20 protein-coding genes and 1 tRNA gene are annotated in these 22,109 nt (G+C 53.0%); 18 read left to right on the forward strand and 3 right to left on the reverse strand.

Annotated features, from left to right (window positions below; all coding sequences use genetic code 11):
• The 14 genes from AC1931_RS00120 (at position 1) to AC1931_RS00185 (ending at position 16,344) form a co-directional block, all read left to right on the forward strand.
• Positions 1-369, forward strand: a complete 369-nt coding sequence (locus AC1931_RS00120; RefSeq protein WP_483875197.1) for a hypothetical protein — start codon at positions 1-3, stop codon at positions 367-369.
• Positions 370-394: 25 nt separating this feature from the next.
• A complete protein-coding gene (gene mshL, locus AC1931_RS00125) occupies positions 395-2,089 on the forward strand; it encodes a pilus (MSHA type) biogenesis protein MshL (RefSeq protein ID WP_483875198.1) in 1,695 nt (564 codons plus the stop codon).
• A 56-nt stretch (positions 2,090-2,145) separates the two neighbouring features.
• Positions 2,146-3,054 carry an ExeA family protein gene (locus AC1931_RS00130; RefSeq protein ID WP_483875199.1) on the forward strand — a complete coding sequence of 303 codons (909 nt, stop codon included), beginning with the start codon at positions 2,146-2,148 and terminating at the stop codon, positions 3,052-3,054.
• The gene (locus AC1931_RS00135) at positions 3,051-4,400 is read left to right on the forward strand and encodes a tetratricopeptide repeat protein (RefSeq protein ID WP_483875200.1); all 1,350 of its coding nucleotides are present in this window, start codon (positions 3,051-3,053) and stop codon (positions 4,398-4,400) included. The genes AC1931_RS00130 and AC1931_RS00135 overlap by 4 nt, the downstream gene beginning before the upstream one ends.
• 20 nt (positions 4,401-4,420) lie before the next feature.
• Positions 4,421-6,232 carry a GspE/PulE family protein gene (locus AC1931_RS00140; RefSeq protein WP_483875201.1) on the forward strand — a complete coding sequence of 604 codons (1,812 nt, stop codon included), beginning with the start codon at positions 4,421-4,423 and terminating at the stop codon, positions 6,230-6,232.
• Positions 6,232-7,455 (forward strand): type II secretion system F family protein, encoded by a 1,224-nt coding sequence (locus tag AC1931_RS00145; RefSeq protein ID WP_483875202.1) that lies wholly within the window; start codon positions 6,232-6,234, stop codon positions 7,453-7,455. Before AC1931_RS00140 ends, AC1931_RS00145 begins: the two co-directional genes overlap by 1 nt.
• A gap of 73 nt (positions 7,456-7,528) precedes the next feature.
• Complete coding sequence (locus AC1931_RS00150) at positions 7,529-8,074, forward strand: type II secretion system protein (RefSeq protein ID WP_483875203.1); 546 nt, start codon at positions 7,529-7,531, stop codon at positions 8,072-8,074.
• Between the two features lie 70 nt (positions 8,075-8,144).
• Positions 8,145-8,558 (forward strand): prepilin-type N-terminal cleavage/methylation domain-containing protein, encoded by a 414-nt coding sequence (locus tag AC1931_RS00155; protein WP_483875204.1) that lies wholly within the window; start codon positions 8,145-8,147, stop codon positions 8,556-8,558.
• A gap of 71 nt (positions 8,559-8,629) precedes the next feature.
• Positions 8,630-10,537 carry an O-antigen ligase family protein gene (locus AC1931_RS00160; protein WP_483875205.1) on the forward strand — a complete coding sequence of 636 codons (1,908 nt, stop codon included), beginning with the start codon at positions 8,630-8,632 and terminating at the stop codon, positions 10,535-10,537.
• Positions 10,538-10,589: 52 nt separating this feature from the next.
• Positions 10,590-11,039, forward strand: a complete 450-nt coding sequence (locus AC1931_RS00165) for a GspH/FimT family pseudopilin (protein WP_483875206.1) — start codon at positions 10,590-10,592, stop codon at positions 11,037-11,039.
• Positions 11,036-11,500 (forward strand): type IV pilus modification PilV family protein, encoded by a 465-nt coding sequence (locus AC1931_RS00170; RefSeq protein ID WP_483875207.1) that lies wholly within the window; start codon positions 11,036-11,038, stop codon positions 11,498-11,500. Before AC1931_RS00165 ends, AC1931_RS00170 begins: the two co-directional genes overlap by 4 nt.
• Position 11,501: 1 nt before the next feature.
• The gene (locus tag AC1931_RS00175; protein WP_483875208.1) at positions 11,502-12,335 is read left to right on the forward strand and encodes a prepilin-type N-terminal cleavage/methylation domain-containing protein; all 834 of its coding nucleotides are present in this window, start codon (positions 11,502-11,504) and stop codon (positions 12,333-12,335) included.
• Entirely contained in the window at positions 12,332-12,718 is a 387-nt protein-coding gene (locus AC1931_RS00180; RefSeq protein WP_483875209.1) for a hypothetical protein, read from the forward strand. Before AC1931_RS00175 ends, AC1931_RS00180 begins: the two co-directional genes overlap by 4 nt.
• Positions 12,715-16,344 carry a DUF6701 domain-containing protein gene (locus tag AC1931_RS00185; RefSeq protein WP_483875210.1) on the forward strand — a complete coding sequence of 1,210 codons (3,630 nt, stop codon included), beginning with the start codon at positions 12,715-12,717 and terminating at the stop codon, positions 16,342-16,344. The genes AC1931_RS00180 and AC1931_RS00185 overlap by 4 nt, the downstream gene beginning before the upstream one ends.
• 135 nt (positions 16,345-16,479) lie before the next feature.
• Here AC1931_RS00185 and scpC read toward each other — a convergent pair whose 3' ends face one another.
• Both scpC and AC1931_RS00195 read right to left on the reverse strand, forming a co-directional pair.
• On the reverse strand, positions 16,480-18,066 hold the full coding sequence (gene scpC, locus AC1931_RS00190) for a succinyl-CoA:acetate CoA-transferase ScpC (protein ID WP_483875211.1): 1,587 nt from the start codon (positions 18,064-18,066) through the stop codon (positions 16,480-16,482).
• 326 nt (positions 18,067-18,392) lie between these two features.
• A complete protein-coding gene (locus tag AC1931_RS00195) occupies positions 18,393-19,139 on the reverse strand; it encodes an outer membrane protein assembly factor BamD (protein ID WP_483875212.1) in 747 nt (248 codons plus the stop codon).
• Positions 19,140-19,329: 190 nt separating this feature from the next.
• Here AC1931_RS00195 and crcB point away from each other — a divergent pair, with 190 nt between their 5' ends.
• Genes crcB through AC1931_RS00215 form a run of 4 tightly spaced genes read left to right on the forward strand, consistent with a single transcriptional unit; the run spans position 19,330 to position 21,863 of the window.
• Positions 19,330-19,704 carry a fluoride efflux transporter CrcB gene (crcB, locus tag AC1931_RS00200; RefSeq protein ID WP_483875213.1) on the forward strand — a complete coding sequence of 125 codons (375 nt, stop codon included), beginning with the start codon at positions 19,330-19,332 and terminating at the stop codon, positions 19,702-19,704.
• Positions 19,705-19,726: 22 nt separating this feature from the next.
• Positions 19,727-20,368: a tRNA 5-(aminomethyl)-2-thiouridylate-methyltransferase MnmM gene (mnmM, locus tag AC1931_RS00205; RefSeq protein ID WP_483875214.1), complete on the forward strand. Its 642-nt coding sequence runs from the start codon at positions 19,727-19,729 to the stop codon at positions 20,366-20,368.
• The gene (locus AC1931_RS00210) at positions 20,365-21,282 is read left to right on the forward strand and encodes an MlaA family lipoprotein (protein WP_483875215.1); all 918 of its coding nucleotides are present in this window, start codon (positions 20,365-20,367) and stop codon (positions 21,280-21,282) included. The genes mnmM and AC1931_RS00210 overlap by 4 nt, the downstream gene beginning before the upstream one ends.
• Complete coding sequence (locus tag AC1931_RS00215; protein ID WP_483875216.1) at positions 21,273-21,863, forward strand: MlaC/ttg2D family ABC transporter substrate-binding protein; 591 nt, start codon at positions 21,273-21,275, stop codon at positions 21,861-21,863. Before AC1931_RS00210 ends, AC1931_RS00215 begins: the two co-directional genes overlap by 10 nt.
• Before the next feature lie 156 nt (positions 21,864-22,019).
• Here AC1931_RS00215 and AC1931_RS00220 read toward each other — a convergent pair.
• A tRNA-Pro gene (locus tag AC1931_RS00220) sits at positions 22,020-22,096 on the reverse strand.
• Positions 22,097-22,109 lie beyond the last annotated feature (13 nt).

The following is a 22,109-nucleotide window of genomic DNA, read 5'->3' on the forward strand; positions in this document are numbered from 1 at the left end:
ATGAATGAAAAGTTGATTCTCCTCTTCCTGTTGATCGCTACCCCCGGCCTGGTCTCGGCCCAGTCGTCAGTAAAGTTCGTCGACCCCATGCGGCCATCTTACTACCGATCGCAGCCACAGGCTGAGATGCAGTTAGACCCGCAGCAGGTCCAAAGGTTGCGCGATCAGTTGCAATTAACCGTCATATTGACATCCGCCGAGCGTACCATGGCGGTGATTAATGGCAGACCGTTGCAGGTCGATCAGACCATCAGCGGATTTCGTCTGACCAGGATCGGTACTGACTACGTTGTCCTGCGCAAGGGGGAGCAAACACTGATCCTGCATCGAACAATCAGTGGTGTGAAAAAATCATCTGCCAAAAAGTAGTGACATAGCGTAACAAGGAGTTGTTGTGACCAAGTTGATGGCAAAAAGGATGTATAAAGGAAGAATTAGTTGCCTGTGTTTGCTGCTGGCAGTCGGGTGTGCCCCTTTGTCGCGCACCAATGCCCCGGCGACGGCTATTGAACAAGTCCTGCAACCGCCTGCTGTCAGCGAATCGGTGCCGGCGCCCGTGCCACCGGCCGAAGTACGCTCAGCGCTTATCCCCCCTCCGCCGGCGCCAGGTCGTGCGGTTACTGTTGCAGAAGTCGAACGCTTTGACATCAATGCCCATCAGGTAGAAGCCCGTGATTTTTTCATGGGGCTGGTTGAAGGCAGTCGTAGCAACATGGTTGTGCATCCTGATGTTACCGGGTTGATCAGTCTGAATCTGAAAAATACCACCATCGATGAAGTGATGCGCGTGGTTTATAACGTTTATGGTTACCCATACAGCAAAAATGACACCATCTATCAGGTGATGCCGGTCGGATTGCAAAGCCGGACATTCCAGGTGAACTATCTCAACCTGATGCGTAGCGGTTCATCCCAGACGCGAATCAGCTCCGGTCAGGTGACGCAGGGTAATCTGGGCGAAGACAGCCAAGCCTCACGCGACAGCAGCTTGTCCGGCAGTCGTATCGACACTCAATCTTTGACCGATTTCTGGACCGAACTGACCACTGCAGTTGAGGGGTTGATCGGCAGCGCCGACGGCCGCAAGGTGGTCGTTCAGCCACAGGCCGGCTTGATCGTCGTTGTCGCCCTGCCCAAGGAGTTACGTCAGGTCGATGACTATCTGCAGAGCGTGCAGCGCAACATGCTGCGGCAGGTAGTGATCGAAGCCAAGATTATCGAGGTGACCCTGGGTGACGGTTTTCAGTCCGGTATTAACTGGGCAGCTCTGGCTACGACCAGCAGTGGTCGTGGCGCCCTGATTGGACAGACGGCAGAAGGCATTGGCCTCTCTCCCGGTATCAGTAGTGGGGGGTTGTCGATCAGAGAACCAGGTGCACAGGTTCCCTTTTTAGAGGCCCTTGCTGCTGAAGCTCTTGGTGGCGGTTTTACCGCAGCCCTGAACTTTAAAGATTTTCAGGGTTTTATCGAGTTGCTTGAAACCCAGGGGGATGTTCAGGTCCTCTCCAGTCCGCGCATTTCGACAGTGAACAACCAGAAGGCGGTGATCAAGGTTGGTTCGGACGAGTTCTTTGTCACCGATATCTCTTCCGATACCACCACCGGCACCACGACCAACAGTACCACTGATATAACCTTGACCCCCTTCTTTTCCGGGATTGCCCTGGATGTAATGCCGCAGATTGATGAAAACGACGCCATTATTCTGCATATTCATCCGACCGTCAGTGAGGTCGTCGATCAACAGAAGCAGATCAAACTGTTCGGTGTAGATCAATCCCTGCCCCTGGCTTTCAGTACGGTCCGTGAGTCGGATAGCGTGGTTCGCGCCGAGAGCGGTCAACTGGTGGTCATTGGTGGTCTGATGCAGGAGAAAACCGTCAACAATCGCGATGGGGTACCATTGCTCGGGCGGATTCCCGGTATTGGCGGATTATTCCGTAACACGCGCATGTCTTCGAGTAAAAGTGAGCTGGTGATTCTCCTGCGCCCCCAGGTGATCCGCACGGCTGCTGACTGGCAGCGCGATATCGATTCCAGCCGAGAACGGGTGCAGCAGATGACACCGCAGATGCACCATGGCTGGTAGTATGTGCCCTGTGCAAACCAAGTGGTAATCAGGCCGCAGGACAACAGGTTCAAACTATGTATGAAACCTTCTACGGTCTTCAGGAAAAACCCTTTTCCCTGACCCCCGACCCCGGTTTTTTCTACCGCTATGCCGGTCATCAGGAAGCCCTCAATGTGCTGCTGATCGCCCTGCAGAACGGCGAAGGATTCATTCAGGTCACCGGTGAAGTAGGAACCGGAAAGACCCTGTTGTGCCGGCGACTGTTGCAGTTGCTCCAGGATCCCTGCGCTACCGCCTATCTGCCCAACCCCCTTCTGTCACCAGCGGAACTCTACCGTGCCATTGCCGAAGATCTCCAGCTTGAGGTGCCGGCCGCGGCAACCCTGCAGCAGCTGGTGCAGCTGATCTTCCGTGAGTTGGCACGTCTGAAGCAGCAGCAACGGTCACTGGTAATTCTGATCGATGAGGCCCAGGCCATGTCCCACCGCAGTCTGGAGGCCCTACGGCTGCTCAGTAATCTTGAAACAGAGAAGGAAAAACTGCTGCATATTGTCCTGTTTGCCCAGCCCGAATTGAAAGAACGTCTCGCTGCCGATGATTTGCGCCAGTTACGCCAACGCATCACCTTTACCTGCGAACTTGAGCCCATGGGTGCCGCAGAAGTTGGAGCCTATATCCATCACCGCTTGCAGGTGGCCGGTTTGAATGGCGAGAACCTTTTCTCACCAGCAGCGGTTAATTGTCTTGCCCGTGCCAGTCGTGGCGTGCCGCGCCTGGTTAATCTCCTGGCTCATAAGGCGTTATTAGCGAGCTATGGCAAGGGAGCGAGAACCGTTGGTCGGCGCCATGCTCAAGCCGCGGTGCGCGACAGTGTCGCAGCTCTGACATTTCCACGCCGTTTTATTGCCCCTTATCTGTTGGAATCCGGACTGGTCGTGCTGATTGGCGTTGTCCTGCTGTTTGCCTGGAGGGTGTTGCGATGAGTCTGATTAATGACATGCTGCGTGATCTGGAGCGGCGTCGCAAACAGGAGCCGCAGCAGGGGCCTGCTTCCGCGCCAACCCCGGTCAACAGCACAGCGCGCAATCAACGGTTGCTGCTGACGTTCGGCGCTCTGGCGTTATTGTTGCTGCTGGTTGCAGGCTGGGCCTTTTATCTGCCAAAACCGGCTGCGCCTGACGCAAATCTGGCGGTATCCGGTTTACAAGAAGAACTGAGCCCGTTACCACCTGAGCTGGCTGCGCCAGCAACGTCAGCTTTAAAGCGCGATCCCGCACCGCTTATTGATCCTCTTTTAACCTCGGTAAGCCTTGCTGAAGAAGACCGGCAGCTGCAGCTTGAGCTGACTTTTGATCAGTTGCCGGCGCGCGCCGAAATCCGGGCGTTACCGCAGGAAGGACAGGTGCTGATCCGTTTGCCTGATACCCGTCTGCATCAGGGTCTGGTTATTCCGCAGCCGCAGCATGAACAGATCAAGAATATCAGCCTGGTACCGACCGCTACCGGCCTTGATGTGATTATAGCTGTCGCAGCAGGACAGCTGATCGCGACCTCACAGCATCTTGAACCCCTTGGTTCGATACTGTTTATCGGACTTGAATTTCCTGTGGAAGCGCTTTCAGCAGTCGAAACCGGAGCAGAGGTCATAGACAGCGTCCCGGCGACGGCAGTTGCGCTACCAGGGTCCCCAGTCGCAATGGCGAATTCTGCACCGGCAGTCTCATCGGCGGTTTCGCCGGCGTTGATCCGTACTAAACCCCTGGCGGAAACCGCCGAACAGCTATATCAGCGCGGACTGCAGCAGGTGCGCCAGGGCAATCTTCGCGCCGCCCGGGACAACCTCTCCGCGGCCTTGCGAATTAATCCTGAGCTTTTGGCGGCGCGCCTTGAACTGATTGGAGTGTTGCAGCAACTGACCGATGAACAGCAGACTCTGGCGGTCATTGAGGATGGGCTGAGATTGCATCCGGCCCAACCGGAGTTACGCAAACTGATTGCCCATTACCTGCTCTCTTTGCAGCAGTACCAGGCTGCCCTGACCCGGTTAGAGGCTGATCCGGTTCCCGTGGTCGCGGCTGATCCCGACTATCATGCCCTGCGTGCTGCTATCTACCAGGAACTTGGCGAGTATTCCCAGTCTGCGCAACTCTATGCCCGGCTATTGGAACAGCGCCCACGTGAGTCCCTGTGGTGGCTGGGGCTGGCTATCGCTCTTGAACAGCAGGGTCTGGCGACCGGCGCGCGGGATGCCTATCGCACCGCCCTGGATGTGAGTGACTTGCGCCCCGATCTGGAAAGATTTGTGCACGAACGTCTGCAACACCTGTAGTACAAGGTAAGGAGTCCATGATGTCCAATGACAAACCCGCCGGAGGGCGGCAGAAAATCCGGATAGGAGACCTGCTGGTGAAGCACGGCGTTATCAGCGAAGAACAGCTGATGACGGCGCTGGCACGGCAGAAAAAGACCGGGACCAAACTCGGGAACACCCTGGTGGAGATGAGTCTGGTCAGTGCCCAGCAATTCCATGAGTTCCTCGCCGATCAACTCAATCTGCCCTTTATCGATCTGAAACACTACAGTTACGATGCTGAAACCGTGCGCCTGTTACCGGAAACCGCCGCCCGCCGTTTTCGTGCGATTGTCCTCAGTCACGATGGAGAGCAGCTGCTGGTAGGTCTTGCTGATGCTACCGATCTGCACGCTTATGACGAGCTGAGTCGCATCCTGAAAAAACCCTTGCGTCTGGCGGTAGTGTATGAGTCGGAGTTGCTGCGGATCCTCGACATCGTTTACCGGCGTACCCAGGAGATTGTCTCCCTGGCGGAAGAACTCGGAGAAGAACTGTCCCAGGGGGACAGCAACCTTCAACAACTGCTGACCACCGCCGACGTCGAGGATGCACCGGTGGTACGTCTGTTGCGTTCCCTTTTTGAAGACGCCATTCAGGTCGGCGCTTCCGATATTCATATTGAGCCGGATGAAAAGGTTCTGCGGATACGTCAGCGGATTGATGGAGTGCTGCATGAGCAGGTGATGAAGGAAAAGCGCATCGGCACTGCGCTGGTTTCACGTTTGAAGCTGGTTTGCGGTCTCGATATTTCGGAACGGCGTTTGCCTCAGGATGGTCGTTTTAACGTCAGGGTCAAGGGTCACAGCGTTGATATCCGCCTGTCCACGATGCCACTGCAGTATGGTGAATCGGTGGTTATGCGTCTGCTCGATCAGTCCGGCGGTTTGCTCGACTTAAGTCACATCGGCATGGATGAAGATATCCTTCAGCGTTTTCGCGCCCAGCTCAGTCAGCCCCACGGGCTGGTGCTGGTTACCGGGCCGACCGGCAGCGGTAAAACCACAACCCTCTATGGTGCGCTGAATCAACTCAACACCTTTGAGAAGAAAATTATCACGGTTGAAGATCCGGTCGAATATCGTCTGCCGCGCATCAATCAGGTGCAGGTCCATCCAAAAATCGGCCTTGATTTTGCCCGGGTGTTACGCGCTGGTCTGCGCCAGGATCCTGATGTTGTCATGGTCGGCGAGATGCGTGACAAGGAAACCGCCGACATCGCCCTGCGTGCCGCCATGACCGGTCACCTGGTGCTCTCGACCCTGCACACCAACGACTCCGTCAGTACGGCTCTGCGATTGATCGAAATGGGCGCCGCCGGCTACGTGGTCGCCAGTTCCCTGCGGTCGGTCCTGGCTCAACGCCTGGTGCGCCGCATCTGTGACGGCTGCGTGACCAGTGATCCGCTGGGGCCGGGAGAACGGGCCTGGCTCAAGGGCTACCGAGGCAAGGTAAAGCGCCCGGAAGGGACCTTGAATTTCAAAAAAGGGCAGGGGTGCCCCTCCTGCAACAATACCGGATACAAAGGGCGGATTGGTATTTTTGAACTGCTCGAGATTGACTTTGAGCTGGCTGATGCTTTGCGGCGCAACGATAGTGCTGCTTTTGCTGTGGCCGTGCGTCGTTTACCGCACTTTGTAAGCCTTGGTGACAGCGCGCTGAAACTGGCGCTGGAAGGGGTGACCACCATGGAAGAGGTGTTGCGTATCGCCGGTCAGGTGGCAGAAAACCCTCTGGCCGAACGAATCAGTGTTAATACCTCTGCGGCAACGCCGACAACCCATCAACAATCTTCTGGAGATGATCACTGATGCCACAGTATCGCTACAGGATCAGGGACGCACAGGGCAATACCCATCAGGGGGAAAGTGAGGCTTCTTCTGCGGAAAGCCTGGCATCCCTGTTCCAGGCGCAGCAGGCGATCCCCATCGATATTGTCGAAATACCGGTCAAAGCATTCCTGTCACTAAAGAAGCTTGTCAGGTTCCGTCTCGATACCAGTGTCACTCTGGATGATCTCAACCTCTACTGTCGTCAGATGTATACCCTGATCAACGCCGGGGTGCCGCTGATCAAGGCCCTGCGGGGCCTGGTGGCTACCAGCCGTAATCCGTCCCTGGGCAAAGCCTTGAATGAGGTGGTGGAGGATCTGGAATCGGGCATGGAACTGTCAGGCTGTTACAGTCGCCATCCCAAGGTGTTTCCTGCACTGTTGTGCCATATGGTGCAGGTCGGCGAGGTGACCGGTAAGCTGGATCAGGTATTTATCCAGTTGGCGGTCTATTTTGAGCGGGAAAAAGAAACAATCAATCGGGTCAAGTCGGCATTACGCTATCCGACATTTGTCATCATCGCCATCTTGTTTGCGGTAATTTTTGTCAGTTTATTTGTTATCCCGGCATTTGAAAAAGTGTTTGCTTCTGCCGGTTCCAATTTGCCGTTGGCAACGCGGATTCTGATGGGGCTTTCAGCTTTTATGCAAAATTACTGGCATCTCTTGCTGGTAGCCGTCGTGGTCCTGCTTTTTGTCGTTCGTCACGCCCTTAAAACCACCAGAGGGCGCTATTTGTGGGACCAATACAAATTGCGGCTGCCACTGGTTGGCAGTATTATTCTGCGGGCCACCCTGGCGCGTTTTTCACGTGGTTTTAATATGAGTTACACCGCTGGTGTTCCCTTGTCTCAGGCTCTGGGTTTAACCGCCCGGGCGGTGAATAACACCTACGTGGGAGGGAAGATTGAAATGATCCGCAACGGCATCGAACGTGGAGAATCCCTGACCCGTAGCGCCACCAAAACCGGCATGTTCACCCCGCTGGTATTGCAGATGCTGGCCGTTGGTGAAGAGTCCGGTTCCGTCGATACGATGCTCGAAGATGTAGCTGAGTTCTACGAGCGCGAGGTCGATTACGATCTGAAGAACCTCTCCAGCGCCATCGAGCCGATCATGATCGTCATCATTGGTGCCATGGTGCTGGTCCTGGCCCTGGGCGTCTTTTTGCCCATGTGGAATCTGGCAAGTATTGCACGGTAGGTGCCGGTTTTTTACTAAAAAAGAACTCTTTAATCTTGACATGCATAACATGATGAGAGATATTACATAAATTATGGCTAATTATTGGCCGAAGTCGCACAGTCATCACCAGCGTGGCCTTACCCTGCTTGAGCTGGCCGTGGTCATTCTGGTGATCAGTATCGTCGGTCTGGTCGCCCTGCATTATTATTTAAAATTGCTGGTGGATATTGAGCGCACCAGCATGGAACGCGATGTGAGTGCCATGCGCAGCGCCATCGGCCTGCAGATCGCCGCTCACTATGCCGGCGGCAGAATGGCTGAACTGGAAGGCTGGACGGGTGGTAACCCCATGGCGTTACTGGTGGAGCCGCCCGAAAACTATCTGGGTGTTATTGAACAGGTCAATTTAGAGTTAAAGAACGGCAGCTGGTATTTCGATAAGAGCAGGGGGGTTCTGATTTACCTGGTCCGCAACCGGCTCTATTTTGAATCGCAACTGGACAATCCGGCACGTGCGGAATTTCGCTTGGAAGCCCGGTTTACAGAACGGCAGAGTGGAGAATCAATTTACCAGCAAGTCACTGGAATAGAACTGAAAATAATCCACCCCTATCGCTGGGTGTCGCCCTGGGAGTGAAGTGGATTTGAAGTTGGTTTCACAGGCGCAACACAATGAACTCATTACGATTGTAAAGGAGCACAAGAACATGAAAAATCAGCAAGGTTTTACCCTGATTGAACTGGTTGTCGTTATCGTTATCCTTGGAATTCTCGCGGCGGTGGCAGTGCCGAAGTTTATTGATATTCAAGAGGATGCTCGTGTTTCCACTTTGGAGGGGATGCAGGGAGCGCTCAGTAGCGCCGCATCACTGGCGCGTGCCCAGCAGCTTGTCAAAGGTTTGGCAAGTGACGGCGCTATTGATATTCCCGGAGCAACCGGCGTTGCGATGGCAAACGGTTATCCAACTACTGCCAGCATCGGATCTCTCGTAGAAACCAAGGGATTTGATACAGCAACAGCTGGAACTTTCGCCCTGCGCACTAATTGTAGCGTGACATATGCGAATAGCGTTGGTGGCGCCTTTCCCGCGATTACTATTACCTCCAGTAATTGCAACTGATTAAACGCTCTGATAATACCACCGGCGCGGGATGGCTCTCCGCACCGGTGGTTGTCTGACCGGGGTGTCCAATGACAGGTGATCTTTCATGTCGTGCCGGTCGTTTCAAGCTGTTTAACCTGACCCTGCTGGTGGCAGGGCTGACCTCAGGTTTATTTTTTACCGGAGTTGAGGGCACCCTGTTTTTTGTTTCCTGCGGGCTGCTGTGGTTGTATTTTTTCGGGGCGCTCATTGCCGCCGGCAACACTCTGAAGCTGCCCTGGAACCTTTCCAGCAATCTGCTGTTGATTCTTTTTTTCCTCATGGTTCTGACCCTTTTCTGGACGCCGGTGCCAGGCTATACCCAGGTGATGCTCTGGCGTCAGGGGGTTTTGCCGCTGGTTTTTATCGCTCTTGTCCTAGGTGCCGACGAGGATCAATGGCAGCTGTTGCAATGGGTGCTCATGTTGCTGGCGCTGGTTGCCCTGACAGCGGCGGCGGCGCAGTTTTTTTCCGGACAGCAACCACGAGCGACATTTCTTAACAAGAATTCTTTTGCCGGATTTCTCCTTCCCCTTGTTTTCTGGAGTTTTGTTGCAAAGGGGCGGCGATTTTCTGCTGCTTTGGCACCATTGGTGTTGCTGTGCAGCGGATTTATCCTGGGGTTGATTGGCAGCCGCGGAGTGTTTCTGGCCATAATCCTTGGCGGACTGACGGTGCAGATGTTGGCGTTGGCAGCGGGAGTCAGCCTGGCCTCGTGGTGGCGTCGTGGGCTGGCATTATGTATCGGGTTTGCAGCCAGTCTGATTGGTACCGGACTTGATCTTGGCCGGGGGTTGGGGCGGATGGCGACATTGGGAAATCCCTGGAGCGCCGGTACTGACCGCTTTGTCATCTGGCAAGCGTCGTGGGATATGCTCAAAGAGGCGCCATGGCACGGACTCGGTGTCGGTATCTATGCCCTGGCTTATCCTCCTTATCGAAATGCGGCGGATCGCTCTGCCGGACACTTTGTCCATAACGACCTGCTGCAACTGGTGATTGAAAGTGGCTGGCTTGCCGGCGCTGTTGCCCTGGCAACGGCTGTTGCTTTTTTGCTGCTGGTCCGGCGAGGTATCTGCTGTTCTGAGATATCAGTTAACTCGCGTTTGGAAATCCTGGCACTGAGCGGGGGGGTGATCGCCATCGGTTTTCACAGTATGTTCACCTTCAACTTTTATGTCTACCCGGCGTTGATTCTGGTCGGCATCGTGCTGGCACGTATCCATTACCTTCTGCCGGATTCGGTTGGCGCAACCCGAACGATAGTATTGTCCGGCCGGCGGCGGATATGGCGGATGGTACTGATTCTTTTGCCGCTCTTTCCCCTCTTGCTGCTAGCAACCGGAACCATGTCGCAGATAGCCACACAAAAGGCCCTTGCTGCGGTGGAAAGTGATACCAACAGCGAGGTGTTCCGTTATCTGGCGCAGGCAAAGAAATTATGGCCGACCAATGATTTCAACTGGTATATGGAAGCGGAAGTCATCCGCATGAATCTGGCTACAGCTGATCAACTTGCCTATGGTGAATATCAGCAGTTACTGGACTATGCCGCGGAGTTGTATCGGCGTACCTTGGAGTTGAATCCACTGCGGGCAGCGGTACCTCACCAATATGGCAACCTGCTGGCAGCGGTACCTGGTTCATTGACAGGGGCTTCAGTCGATAAGATTATTGCTTTATACCGACATGCCTTGATTATTGATCCGGGCTACTATCCGGCTCGAGTCGATCTCGCCCGGCTTTACGCACAACAAGGTGATATGACATCCGCACACCAAGTTTTAGAGCAGGGTTTCAATCACTTTTTTCGCCGGGTTCCCGAAGCTCTTCCATATCTGGAGATGACGCAGCAGTTTCGCCGGTTAGTCAGCGATCAGCAAGGTGTTGACCAGTTAAAAGAAGAAATAGAACAAATAAAATCCACCTGGAAAAGCCGCGTGGATTCAAAAATCTGAAGAACCGGGCGTGCAGGTCACGTCATGTTCCTACGGGAAAAAGTAGAACGCTATGTGCATTCAAAAACACACATCTTGTGCCCGCGGTTTCACCCTGATCGAACTGGTGGTGGTCATGGTGATCCTCGGCATTCTGGCGGCGGTTGCTGCGCCGGTGTTCTTTGACCTGGGCACCTACAAGGAGCGGGCGGCTTATGATGAGGTGGCGAGTGCTCTGCGCTATGCGCAGAAAATGGCGGTGGCGAGTGGTTGCGAGGTGCGGGTTGAGGTGACCGCCGGGGGCTATACACTCCAACAGCGGGCCAGTGACTGTCATACCGGAACTTTTACCGCTATCAGCGGCCATCCGGTAACCAGCGGAAGTGTTTCCGGTGTCAGTATCAACCCGGCGAGCACCATCGTTTTTGATGCTATGGGGCGCAGTGTTTCTGGTACGACGATCAACGTCGGTGCTCAACCCATTTCTATTATCGCCGAAACCGGCTACGTGGATGCACCATGAAAAGAAACCAGCAGGGCTTGACCCTGATTGAACTGATTGTGGTGATGATCGTATTATCCGTGGCGCTGGTTGGGTTGATGTCGGTAATTAACTATACCACCCGCTACTCTGCCGATCCGGTTCTACGCCATCAGGCCATTGCCATAGCTGAAGCCTATATGGAAGAGATTACTCTAAAAGAGTTTCGTGATCCGGATACTGGTGATATCTGTCCGGTATCGGAAGCGGGGCGCGCTCTTTATGATAACGTCTGTGATTACAATGGATTGATAAATGGTGGTGCGCGCAACCAGAATGATCAGACGATCCCCGGATTGGAAAACTACCGGGTCAACGTTAGCGTTGCGCAGGAGGTTTTTGGTCCATCAGGGGCTACGGTCAACGGGTTGCGTATTGATGTTGATGTGACCGATCCCTCCGGGCAGTCATTGCAGCTGAGTTCCTATCGGGCGGATTACTGATATGAGCAAATCTGGAATCAATATGGATGCCCGCGGCTTCACTCTGATTGAGCTGATCGTGGTGATCGTTGTTGTCGGTATTCTGTCAGCGTTGGGAGGACAGTTTATTGTTGCTCCTGTAACCGGCTATGTCGACCTGTCACGGCGGGCGAGGCTGGTGGATCAGGCGGAAATGTCCTTTCGTCGAATGCAGCGGGATATCCGGCATGCCTTGCCGAACAGTATCCGGATGACAGGATCTTATCCTGCCGTTTATATAGAAATGCTGCTAACGGAGGATGGTGGTCGCTATCGTCGTTATCCAGACCCGGATCCTGATCCAACAATTGGCAAAGATATCCTGGATTTTTCTGTCGCGGATACCAGTTTCGATGTGCTGGGTTCCTTAAGCCGCCTGCCCGCTGCCGGGCAGCACCTGGTAGTTTACAATGTAACGGCGGCTGGACCCTCCGGAAATGCCTATGCTGCTGGAGCTGATAACCGCGCAGCAATAGCGGCTACCAGTATAACTCAGAGGATTGATCTGGTGTCACCGGGATTTCAGTTTGCCAACGCATCTCCAACCCAGCGTTTTTTTGTTGTCGCCGGACCGGTGACTTATGCGTGCGAGAATGGTCAATTGAATCGCTATGACGGATACGCAATCTCACCGGCGCAGCCGACATCCGGCATGGGAACAGCCGCTCTGGTCACGCGCGGAATCAGTGGCTGTAACTTCAGCTATGACCCCGGTGCCACCATGCGTGCGGGCCTGGTGACAATGGAATTGACGTTGGAAGAAGAAGGGGAAGAAATTACCCTGTTGCATCAAGTGCATGTGGTGAATGCACCATGAACAAAACTAATCAAAAAGGCTTCACTCTGGTGCAGGCAATATTTATTCTTGTTGTTCTCGGGCTGCTGGGAGTGGTGATGGTGCGCCTGATCGGCGTACAGACCTCGACCGGGGTCATGGCCCTGCAGGGTGCCCGTGCCTACCATGCCGCCCGCAGCGGGCTGGAATGGGGCGCGGCGCGAGCGAATGCCGGCCAGTCTTGTGACGGCAGTATGATGATTAATAATTTCAATGTGGCCGTGAATTGCAGCAGCGATAGCTTTAGCGAGGGTCCAATTGGTCCCTATTCCATTCACCGGATACATTCCGTCGCTGAGTATGGAAGCTATGGCTCAGGTGATTACGTTTCACGCCGGGCGGAGATGAAGGTAGGTTTGCCATGACTTGGCCCCAAAAAAAATACATATTTTCTCTATTTTTTTCGCTCTTGCTGGTTTTAGTTACAACTTCCTTCACCTTCGCGGCCTGTTCCCCGTACATTGGCCAAGTGAGTATTAATGAGGTGAACGTACATAGTCAGGGCAATAATGCAGGCTTTTATTATGTAGAAATAAAAGCTTTAAACAATCAAATTCTCACCAGTAGTCCGCCCCTTTGGCAAAATTGGACACTGGATATCTGCTCTGAAAACGGTAGGCTCGATGGAACTCCATGTAAATCAGATATTCCGATTATTGCCGGTGATCTGGAAGGCAGCTGGTTGGTAATAGATCAGGAAAATATTCAGTGGGCATATCTGGATCTTAACGATGGCAATAATCACGGTATGGAGATCGTTCTGCGCGATGAGAATGATGCAGTTGTCGATTACCTGTCTGTAGACAGCTACAGCATCTCTGGTTCGGCGGGCTGCAACTTCTTTTATGACACAACCTTTGCCGGCGGCAACAATTTCAATATCCAGCGGCAGCCCGATGGTGTCGGAGAATGGGATTCAACGGGAGGCGGTAACTCTGGCGATGAGACCGAAAACAATACTAACGATACGGTGCCAGATGGTAGCCCTAATGTGAGTGTCGCAAATTCTACCTCCGCTGCTGGGACGAGTATGGTCTTTACTGTGCAGCTCAACGCTCCGCATGATGCACCTGTCAGGATTCAATATTCAACTCGTAATGGAAGCGCCATCGCAGGAAGCGATTATCTAGCGGCAAGCGGTACGGTAACGATCCAGGCAGGTCAGACATTGGCAGAGATTTCGGTCGTAACCTTGCCTGCAGCTACAGATGGGGCCCTTTTCTTTTTGGAGCTGACAGCGGTCCTATCAGACAATGCTGTCATTGTTAATAATCTCGCGTCGGGTACAATATTAAGACTTGGAAATGCGGTTACCCATTTTCGGATGGATGAGCCGGTTGGTTCCTGGAACGGTTCTTATGGTGAGGTCATCGACAGTGGCGGAACGGTACTCAATGGGCGTTGGGGCAGTGCCGGCGGAGCCAGTGCACCAATCGATCCGGTCCCTTCTATCGCTGCACAGCATCCGTCTGTTATTGGCAGCTTTTGCAATGCAGCGACTTTTGATGGCAGCTCGGTTATCGAGGTTGCAGACAGCCCTTTGTTCGATTATACGTCGCAGTTGTCAGCGACGGCCTGGATTTATCCGACCGCGTATCCAGGCAGTGGCTTGTATTCGATCTTATCGAATGATGTCAACTATGAATTTCACCTCAATAATGTCGGCAGGCTCAACTGGTGGTGGGGGGGGGGTGCCAGAGAGCTAACTTCAAATGCAATAATTCCCCTTAATCAATGGACCCATGTGGCGATTACCCTGGACTCTTCCTCCGGGGTCAGGCGGCAGCGGATTTATATCAATGGCGTGCCAGATGTGAATACTAACAACTGGCAGGGGACTCTGTCGACAAACAACTGCAGGGTACATATTGGGGGAGATGTCGATACCGGAAATTGCTCAATCATCCCGGCGCGAAACTTTCGTGGCATGATTGATGAAGTCAAGTTGTATGATTTCGAACTGACACCGGAACAGGTGCGCATCGATAGGACCATAGGGCGGTCGTGTTCCGGAGCTTTTGATCACTTAAGGATTGAACACAACGGCACAGCGTCAGTCTGTTCACCAGAAACAGTGACGATCAAAGCCTGCCTCGATTCCGCTTGCGCGGCACTCTATCCCGGTTCTGTGACAGTTAATCTTACCCCTATTGGCTGGGCAGGTGGCGGAAGTTTCACTTTTTCTGGGGGCGTATCTACGCGTCAATTAAGTGTCACGACTCCAGGACTCGTGATACTCGGAACTTCCAGTGTTACGCCGACGCCGGCAGTCTTAACGCGCTGTTTCAATGGCGCAAGTGAGACTTGTCAGCTTGAATTTGTCCAGGCTTCGTGTGCCTTTGATGCGGTTGAACCAGGGATGGGGCCGCAGTCGCCAATTTACACCAAACTCTCCGGTGTCCCCTTTACAATCGACGTCCTTGCTTTAGATGATCCCGTTACCATCAATACAAAATACAAGGGAACTGTCGCAGTCGATCTGGTTGATTCCACGACCTCGGCCTGTCCGAGTGGTCCGGGGTTGAACGCTAAAGCCAATTTATCTTTCAAGAATCCAGATAACGGTCGGATGTCCGTAACATTCAATTACCCTCAAGCTGCCCGAAATGTGCGTGTGCGAGCTATCGTCGGCACATCTTTACCAGCTTGTTCGGCAGACAACTTTGCCATCCGTCCCCAATCATTGGAGGTGTCTTCGCCAAATGCAAACAATCAAATACTCACGGGGCTTCCAGTGGTTGCAGCGGGAGATCCTTTCAGCTTAAGGGCCACCGCACTGGCTGGTTACGATGGTACACCAAAGTTGAACTCAGGGCTGGTGGAGGGTACTCCGCTGGCAGGGACCATGATTGGAGGTTTTTCCGCGGCCAATCCCGCTACTGGAATAGCAACAGGTGCGGATTTCAGGTATTTGGAGGTCGGACATTTCGGTTTGGGTTTGCATGCTGTTTATGATGATAGTTTTACCCAGATAGATGCCGTAAAGGGCGAATGCATAAGTAGTTTTTCCAATAGCCTGGTTGGAGGAATGTACGGTTGTTCCTTCGGGTCTCCGTCAATTCCCTTTATCGCAGGTACGAGCGGTTTCGGCCGCTTTATACCGGCCCGTTTTACTGTTGCAGCCAACACTCCGTCGTTTGCCTCGGCATGTAATAGCTTTACTTATCAGGGACAGGAGTTTGACTATTTAACTGAGCCTCAATTGACGTTGACAGCATTGAACAGAAACGGCGGGGTCACCAGAAACTACGGAGGCACATATTGGAAGCTTAACTCTCTTTTCTTTGGTCGAAGCTACGCAAACAATGCTGCCGCAACGTCATCTGCTGTGTTTCTTTCCACGGCAGGAACCATAACCTGGAGCGGCACCGGAGACACTGATGGCGTCGGGATCGCCGAAGTCGGTGGAGACCGATTGACCTACAGCAAATCTTTAATCCCGGAAGGACCATTCGACGCTGATGTGGATTTGACTTTTACGTCGTTTGACCTGACTGATACCGATGGTGTCTGCTATGATCCTGAAAACGACGGTGGCTGCAATAGCTACACAATTGGCGGAATCAGCGGCACGGAATTACGTTATGGTCGCATGTTGTTGCAAAATGCCCATGGTCCCGAGACGCAGCCATTGATAATTCCTGTGCGGACGGAATACTACAACGGCTCTGCTTTTACCTTGAATGTAGCAGACAATTGCACAGCTTATGCTTCCGGTAGTTTGTCATTGACGATGAATCTGGCCGATAGTGGAACAACAACGGCCTCAGGCAGTGGCACGCTGGTTTCCGGTTTAGGCACTAATCTGAGTTTGAGCGCCCCAGGGGTTGGTCATGAAGGCAGCGTTGATCTGGAGCTGGATTTGTCGCAGGCAACAGGTTTAAATCTTGAGTGGCTGCAACCGGATGGCAACAACCCCACCGCCAAAGCCACCTTCGGCATCTTCAAAGGCAACCCCCGCCTGATCTATATGCGTGAGTCGGTTTGGTAAATGTAGGGACAGGGTTCTTCCGTCCTGGGCGCTCCGTTCTGCGTTAAAAATTTTCCTGATTTTTTGATTAAAAAAAGACCCCGCCGGAATCGATCCAGCGGGGTCATCACATTAAAGCTTAAAACAGCTATCTAACTATTCACACAGGTCAATCTTGATGTCCCAGTTCTTGATGCGCATGGTGCCGTTCTGGGCCAGATTTTGCTGCATCTTGAAAGCCCGGTCAAACAGTTGTGGCTCATGGCCGACACCTTTGGCCAGACATTCTTTCGTTGCCATTTCCAGATAGTCATTAAGGATCGGCTTATACTCGGGGTGCGCACATTTTTCAATGATGAGTTTGGCGCGCTCTTTTGGTGCCACGCCACGCAGGTCAGCCAGGCCCTGCTCGGTGACCAGAACATCAAGGTCGTGCTCGGTGTGGTCGATGTGAGGAGCCTTGGGAACAACGCAGGTGATACCCAATGGATCAGTCTTGCTTGGGCGTACTGACGGGCTGTGCATCATCTTGATGTAGCCGTTACGCAGGAAGTCACCGGAACCGCCAAGGCCGTTGATCATGCGGGTGCCGCCGACCAGGGTAGAATTGGCGTGGGCATAGATATCAAACTCGACCGGAGTATTCATAGCGATAACCCCAAGACGGCGAATTGGCTCCGGAGCATTGGAGATCGACAAGGGCCGCAGAACGATCTTGTTGACGTATTTGTCCCAGTTATCAAAGAAACGCGGGAACCCCGGATTTTCTGACAGAGACAGAGAACAGGCCGAAGCAAAATTCAGGTTGCCGCCGTCAAAGAAATCGAGCATGGTGTCTTGCAGAACTTCCGTATAAACCGACAGGTTGGAAAAAGGACCTTTAGCCAGACCACCTACAACAGCGTTGGCGATGGAGCCGACACCGGACTGCAGGGGGAGGAGATTCTCGGGTAAACGACCCATTTTTACTTCGTGGGCGAAGAACTCCATGATGTGACCGGCAATCGCTTCGGAGGTGTCATCCATGTCAGCGAAGGCACGGCCTTTGTCACGGCGCTTGGATTCAACTACGGCAATAATCCGGTCAGGGTCACAAGGAACATAGGGGGTGCCGATGCGGGTGTGCGCCTGGGTAATCAGGAAGGGCGCACGGTTTGGTGGCTTCTGCTGCATGTGAATGTCGTGCATCCCTTCGAAAGAGGGCTGCCCGGTGTTGACTTCGATAATGATTTTATCGCACAGATGGAGGGCTTCGGCGACGATACCGCAGGAGGAGGTCAGGGCCAGACTGCAGTCTTCAGTAATAGCGGAGACTTCAACAATACCGATGTCGTAACGGCCGTTTTTAGTGTAGAAGCCATAACCGGCATCCTGAGCAAAGAGACCAAGGTGCTTGTCACCCATGCGGATGCGCCCTTCGTTGATCCCCTTGGCGATGTTTTTACCGGTCTGGTACGGCCAGCGACGATCAATCATGTCGAGGGTTGCCCAGCGATCTTCCGTTTCAGCACCAACTGACGCCCCGATAAACAGGTTGAACTTCCACTTGCCCTGGAGATTATTGGCTTCGACATGGTCAGCAAGGGCAATTGGCACGGCTTTAGGGTAGCCGGCGGGGGTAAATCCGGACCACAGCAGGTTTTGGCCTGGTGTGAAAAACTCGATACATTCTTCTGGGGTCCTTACTTTGCTGAGCAGGGACTTGCGGCGTACACGATCCTCAAGTGTTCCGAATTCGGACATTCTCTCTCCTCCTGTAACGGGAATCAGTGGTGCGGCATGCACCAGTTAAAGCGCTGTTAAAACAGTGCTATGCTCAATTATATGCGACCTAAGAAGCTGATTTAAAATGATAAATTATATGACGAAACGGATTTTTTTCATCTTTTGTGAAATCAGGAGTCCGGCTCGAAAATAACAGCGTTTCTTATATACTGGTGAAGTTCGGCAAGTCAAGGGGAAATCTGGAGGTTAAGTGTTAAATTATCATTTCTGGTAAAAAAATACCCGGGCCGCTTGGACGGCTCCGGGCAGATAATCCTTAATTAATAGTAATATGAAATCAGGGTTCAGCTTATATCCCCTAGCAGCTTAGAGGCTTTTTCATGATAGCTGCTGGCTGGAAACTCTTTAATCAGCTGGCTGAGAATCTGCTTTGCATCATGGGTTTGTCCGGCAGCCAGATAGGCGCGCCCAAGAAAAAAGAAAGCCTCGTCACGATAATAATAATCAGGAAATTGGGCCAGGATATTCTCAAGGCGTTTAATTGCCGGCTGGTAGTGTTTGCGTTGCAGGTAAAACCGACCAACATACACTTCATGGTCAGCCAGTCGGGTTCTGGCACGTATCACCAACTGTTCGGCCTGGGTGGCGTTGGGGTCGTTGGGATATTTACGCAAAAATTCTTCGAACGTGTTGAGCGCGTTGCGGGTGTTGGTCTGGTCACGATCACGCGAAAGAATCTGGCGATAGTAGCTCTGACCGAGACGAAATAAAACAGTTGATGCCCGAAAGTCATCAGGGTAGCGGCGCAGAAATTCTTTGTAACTGGTCGCCGCTTCAGGATAGCGTTCCGCCAGGTAGTAGGTATCGGCAATCTTGAGTTCCGCCAGCATGCTCAGTTCAGGGGTATAATAGGCATCACGTACCTGTTCCCAGGCGGTGAGGGCATCGTCCCACAGGCCGCGTTCAAGAAGGCGTTCTGCGGATTGAAACAGCTTCTCCGCGTTCTGCTCCGGCGTCGGTCGGGAACTGCTGCAGGCGGCAGTGAGGATAATGATCAATATCAGGATAGAAAATTTAAAAAAACCGGTCATGCGGTTAAACTCCTTGGGTAATCGGACAACGAGCACTGCAGCAACCTACGGAATCCGCAGCTTTTTGTCAATGATCTTGGTCTTTGATGTTTGCTGATAAGCAATGCATCCATCCCCTTGTTGACAGGGTCTGCCTACTTATTGATAATGACGCCACCTTTTCAACGACTGCCGGAATGGCTGATTGCTTATGAAGATACTCTATATCGGGCTGTTTGGTGGCCTTGGTTGTATCGCACGTTATCTGTTGACCCTCTGGACACAGCAATTGGCGGGGCGTGACTTTCCGTACGGAACAATGCTGGTTAATGTGTTGGGGTCGTTTCTGCTCGGGGTGCTGCTCACTCTGGGGGTGCGTCAGTTTCCTGTTTCCCCGGATGTACGTCTGGGTTTGGCGATCGGTTTCCTTGGTGGTTTCACTACCTTTTCAACCTTCTCCTACCAGACCTTGATGTTGCTGGAGGAGGGGAGCCACTGGCCGGCTGTTGCCAGCGTTCTGTTTAATGTGACCTTGAGCCTCGCCGGTGCCTTCGCCGGGGTGCTAGTCGCCCGCCAATTGGCCTGAGATCGGGAGCTTGTCCTTACTGATGAAACGGACTGCAAGTCATCATGGCCGTTTGAGCCGAATTATCCCCTGGGGTCATGAACTTCTTGCCGAGGTCGTTTCTCCCGGTGATCTCGCTGTTGACCTGACCGCCGGTCGCGGTCAGGATACCCTGGCCTTATGGCGAATGGTTGGGGAGCAGGGGCAGGTTATTGCTTTTGATGTGCAACAGGACGCGCTTATCCAGACGCGGCAACGTTTATTGGCAAGCGGCGCGACGGTGCGAATGGATGATCAGGACACCCAACCGTTGACCAATCAGCCCGGCGTAGATCTGCTTCATTGCTGCCATAGTTGCTACGCCGCCCTGGTTGTTAACGCTCCAACCGCCATTATTGCCAATCTCGGCTATTTGCCCGGCAGCAATCAGCAAAAGATTACCCGGTCTGAAACCACCCTGGCAGCACTTCATCAGGCTCTTGCCGGCCTTGCTAACGGCGGGAGAATAGCGGTTGTGTTTTATCCCGGGCATGCTGGTGGGGCAGAAGAGGCGACTTGCGTCGACCGCTTTTTTTCTGACCTCGATAGCAATAGTTACGATGTCTTGAACGTTCATCTACCAAACCGCTTACAGGCTCCCGGCCTGTTTGTCGCGGAAAAAAGAAACGAAATCAGGAGGGGATGATGTTGATCCGTTTGCTGCTGCTGATTGTTATCGGCACCTTCAGTTTAACTGGTTGCGCTGCGACCCAGGCGGGGCTACCCCAGACAGATGCTGATCCGGTAGTGTCTACCCGCACGGAGGGTTCAACCAATCAAAGAAGTGACGACGATTTTTTAAATGCACAATCAAACAGTGACCCTGATGATTTTGACGCCAGCTTTGATAATTGGGATGCCCCGGCGACGCTGATTGCCGATCCATTTGAGCCGATCAATCGGGGGGTATTCTGGATCAACGACAAACTCTATTTTTATCTGTTCAAACCACTGGCTCGCGGCTACGGAGTAATCGTTCCTCGTCCGGCCCGGGTTTCGGTAAGTAATTTTTTCAGTAATGTGTCTACCCCGGTGCGCGTAGCCAACGCGTTATTGCAACTCAACCTGACTAATGTCGGCACCGAAACCTATCGCTTTATCGTTAACAGCACCATCGGTATTGCTGGATTGTTTGACCCGGCCACCAGTGTCGCAGAGGTACGCCGGGCTCCTGCCGATTTCGGCCAGACCCTGGGCAGATATGGTTTCGGACATGGATTTTATCTGGTGTTGCCCATCGTGGGGCCATCCAGCTTGCGCGATGGTACCGGTACGTTTGTGGACTCTTATGCCGACCCTGTCCGCTATGCCGGGCTTGCCACCGAAGATCTCATTCTTATCCGGTTGCTTGATTCAACCAACCGGTTGTCACTGGATCGGGATACTTACGAGGGGATAAAACGTGATGCGCTGGATCCGTATCTGTTTATCCGGACAGCCTACGCCCAGCGCCGACTGGCACAAATCGGTGATCCGGTTTATAATCTCAATATTCTCCAGGCCCCAGTTTTTGATAATGAATTTTTCAACCCTTTGGAATGGTTTAATTTATGGCAATAATGAAAAAAATCATAGTTATTATGCTGCTGGTTTTGCCGGCAGCCCCGGTTTTTGCCCAGCCCGATCCCCTCAATGCCGTCGAGTCAATGGTCAACTCGGTTCTGGAGGTTCTAGATCATCCTGACATGAGCCTGGCAGAAAAAAAGCAACAGGTAAGCGGCCGGGCCCGGGGATTTCTCAGTATCGATTCCATGTCACAACGCACCCTTGGCAATTATTGGAGCAGTGCCACCCCGGAACAGCGTGAGCATTTTACCTATTTATTTACCCGGATACTGGAAGAAACCTATCTCAACCGCATTGATGATTATAGTGGTGGAACCGTCAGGTATCTGCAACAGCGGGTCAAGGATGATCGCGCCATTGTTGATACTCTGATTGTTGTCGATGAACTCGAACTGCCGGTACAGTACCGAATGGTTTACGAACAGCAGAACTGGCGGGTATTTGATATTGTGATTGATGGCGTGAGTCTGGTCATGAACTACCGCGCCAGCTATGGCGAGATCATCCGCAGCCAGGGTTATGACGGTCTCTTCCGCCTCATGGAAGAGCGGGTCGCAGGTATGTCGGCAAGCTGAACCGGCGAGAATCAACGCTTATGGATCTCAACAGAAGGCACAACCCAAAGAGTGGGATTGTGCCTTCTGTTGTTTTCTCTGCAGCTTGCTACGCTTCGAATCCTCATTGATGCTATAAAAAAAAACGCCGACCGGATGGCCGACGTAATTTTTAATTGGTCGGAGCGAGAGGATTCGAACCTCCGACATCCTGGTCCCAAACCAGGCGCGCTACCAGACTGCGCTACGCTCCGAGGGCGATACAGG

Source organism: Pelovirga sp. C15f, from assembly GCF_057178085.1.

Excerpts from the sequence above, each read along its gene's own strand:
- AC1931_RS00120 (WP_483875197.1), top strand. The coding sequence starts at position 1 with ATGAATGAAAAGTTGATTCTCCTCTTCCTGTTGATCGCTACCCCCGGC.
- AC1931_RS00130 (WP_483875199.1), top strand. The coding sequence starts at position 2,146 with ATGTATGAAACCTTCTACGGTCTTCAGGAAAAACCCTTTTCCCTGACC.
- AC1931_RS00135 (WP_483875200.1), top strand. The coding sequence starts at position 3,051 with ATGAGTCTGATTAATGACATGCTGCGTGATCTGGAGCGGCGTCGCAAA.
- AC1931_RS00140 (WP_483875201.1), top strand. The coding sequence starts at position 4,421 with ATGTCCAATGACAAACCCGCCGGAGGGCGGCAGAAAATCCGGATAGGA.
- AC1931_RS00145 (WP_483875202.1), top strand. The coding sequence starts at position 6,232 with ATGCCACAGTATCGCTACAGGATCAGGGACGCACAGGGCAATACCCAT.
- AC1931_RS00150 (WP_483875203.1), top strand. The coding sequence starts at position 7,529 with ATGGCTAATTATTGGCCGAAGTCGCACAGTCATCACCAGCGTGGCCTT.
- AC1931_RS00155 (WP_483875204.1), top strand. The coding sequence starts at position 8,145 with ATGAAAAATCAGCAAGGTTTTACCCTGATTGAACTGGTTGTCGTTATC.
- AC1931_RS00160 (WP_483875205.1), top strand. The coding sequence starts at position 8,630 with ATGACAGGTGATCTTTCATGTCGTGCCGGTCGTTTCAAGCTGTTTAAC.
- AC1931_RS00165 (WP_483875206.1), top strand. The coding sequence starts at position 10,590 with ATGTGCATTCAAAAACACACATCTTGTGCCCGCGGTTTCACCCTGATC.
- AC1931_RS00170 (WP_483875207.1), top strand. The coding sequence starts at position 11,036 with ATGAAAAGAAACCAGCAGGGCTTGACCCTGATTGAACTGATTGTGGTG.
- AC1931_RS00175 (WP_483875208.1), top strand. The coding sequence starts at position 11,502 with ATGAGCAAATCTGGAATCAATATGGATGCCCGCGGCTTCACTCTGATT.
- AC1931_RS00180 (WP_483875209.1), top strand. The coding sequence starts at position 12,332 with ATGAACAAAACTAATCAAAAAGGCTTCACTCTGGTGCAGGCAATATTT.
- AC1931_RS00185 (WP_483875210.1), top strand. The coding sequence starts at position 12,715 with ATGACTTGGCCCCAAAAAAAATACATATTTTCTCTATTTTTTTCGCTC.
- scpC (WP_483875211.1), bottom strand. The coding sequence starts at position 18,066 with ATGTCCGAATTCGGAACACTTGAGGATCGTGTACGCCGCAAGTCCCTG.
- AC1931_RS00195 (WP_483875212.1), bottom strand. The coding sequence starts at position 19,139 with ATGACCGGTTTTTTTAAATTTTCTATCCTGATATTGATCATTATCCTC.
- crcB (WP_483875213.1), top strand. The coding sequence starts at position 19,330 with ATGAAGATACTCTATATCGGGCTGTTTGGTGGCCTTGGTTGTATCGCA.
- mnmM (WP_483875214.1), top strand. The coding sequence starts at position 19,727 with ATGAAACGGACTGCAAGTCATCATGGCCGTTTGAGCCGAATTATCCCC.
- AC1931_RS00210 (WP_483875215.1), top strand. The coding sequence starts at position 20,365 with ATGATGTTGATCCGTTTGCTGCTGCTGATTGTTATCGGCACCTTCAGT.
- AC1931_RS00215 (WP_483875216.1), top strand. The coding sequence starts at position 21,273 with ATGGCAATAATGAAAAAAATCATAGTTATTATGCTGCTGGTTTTGCCG.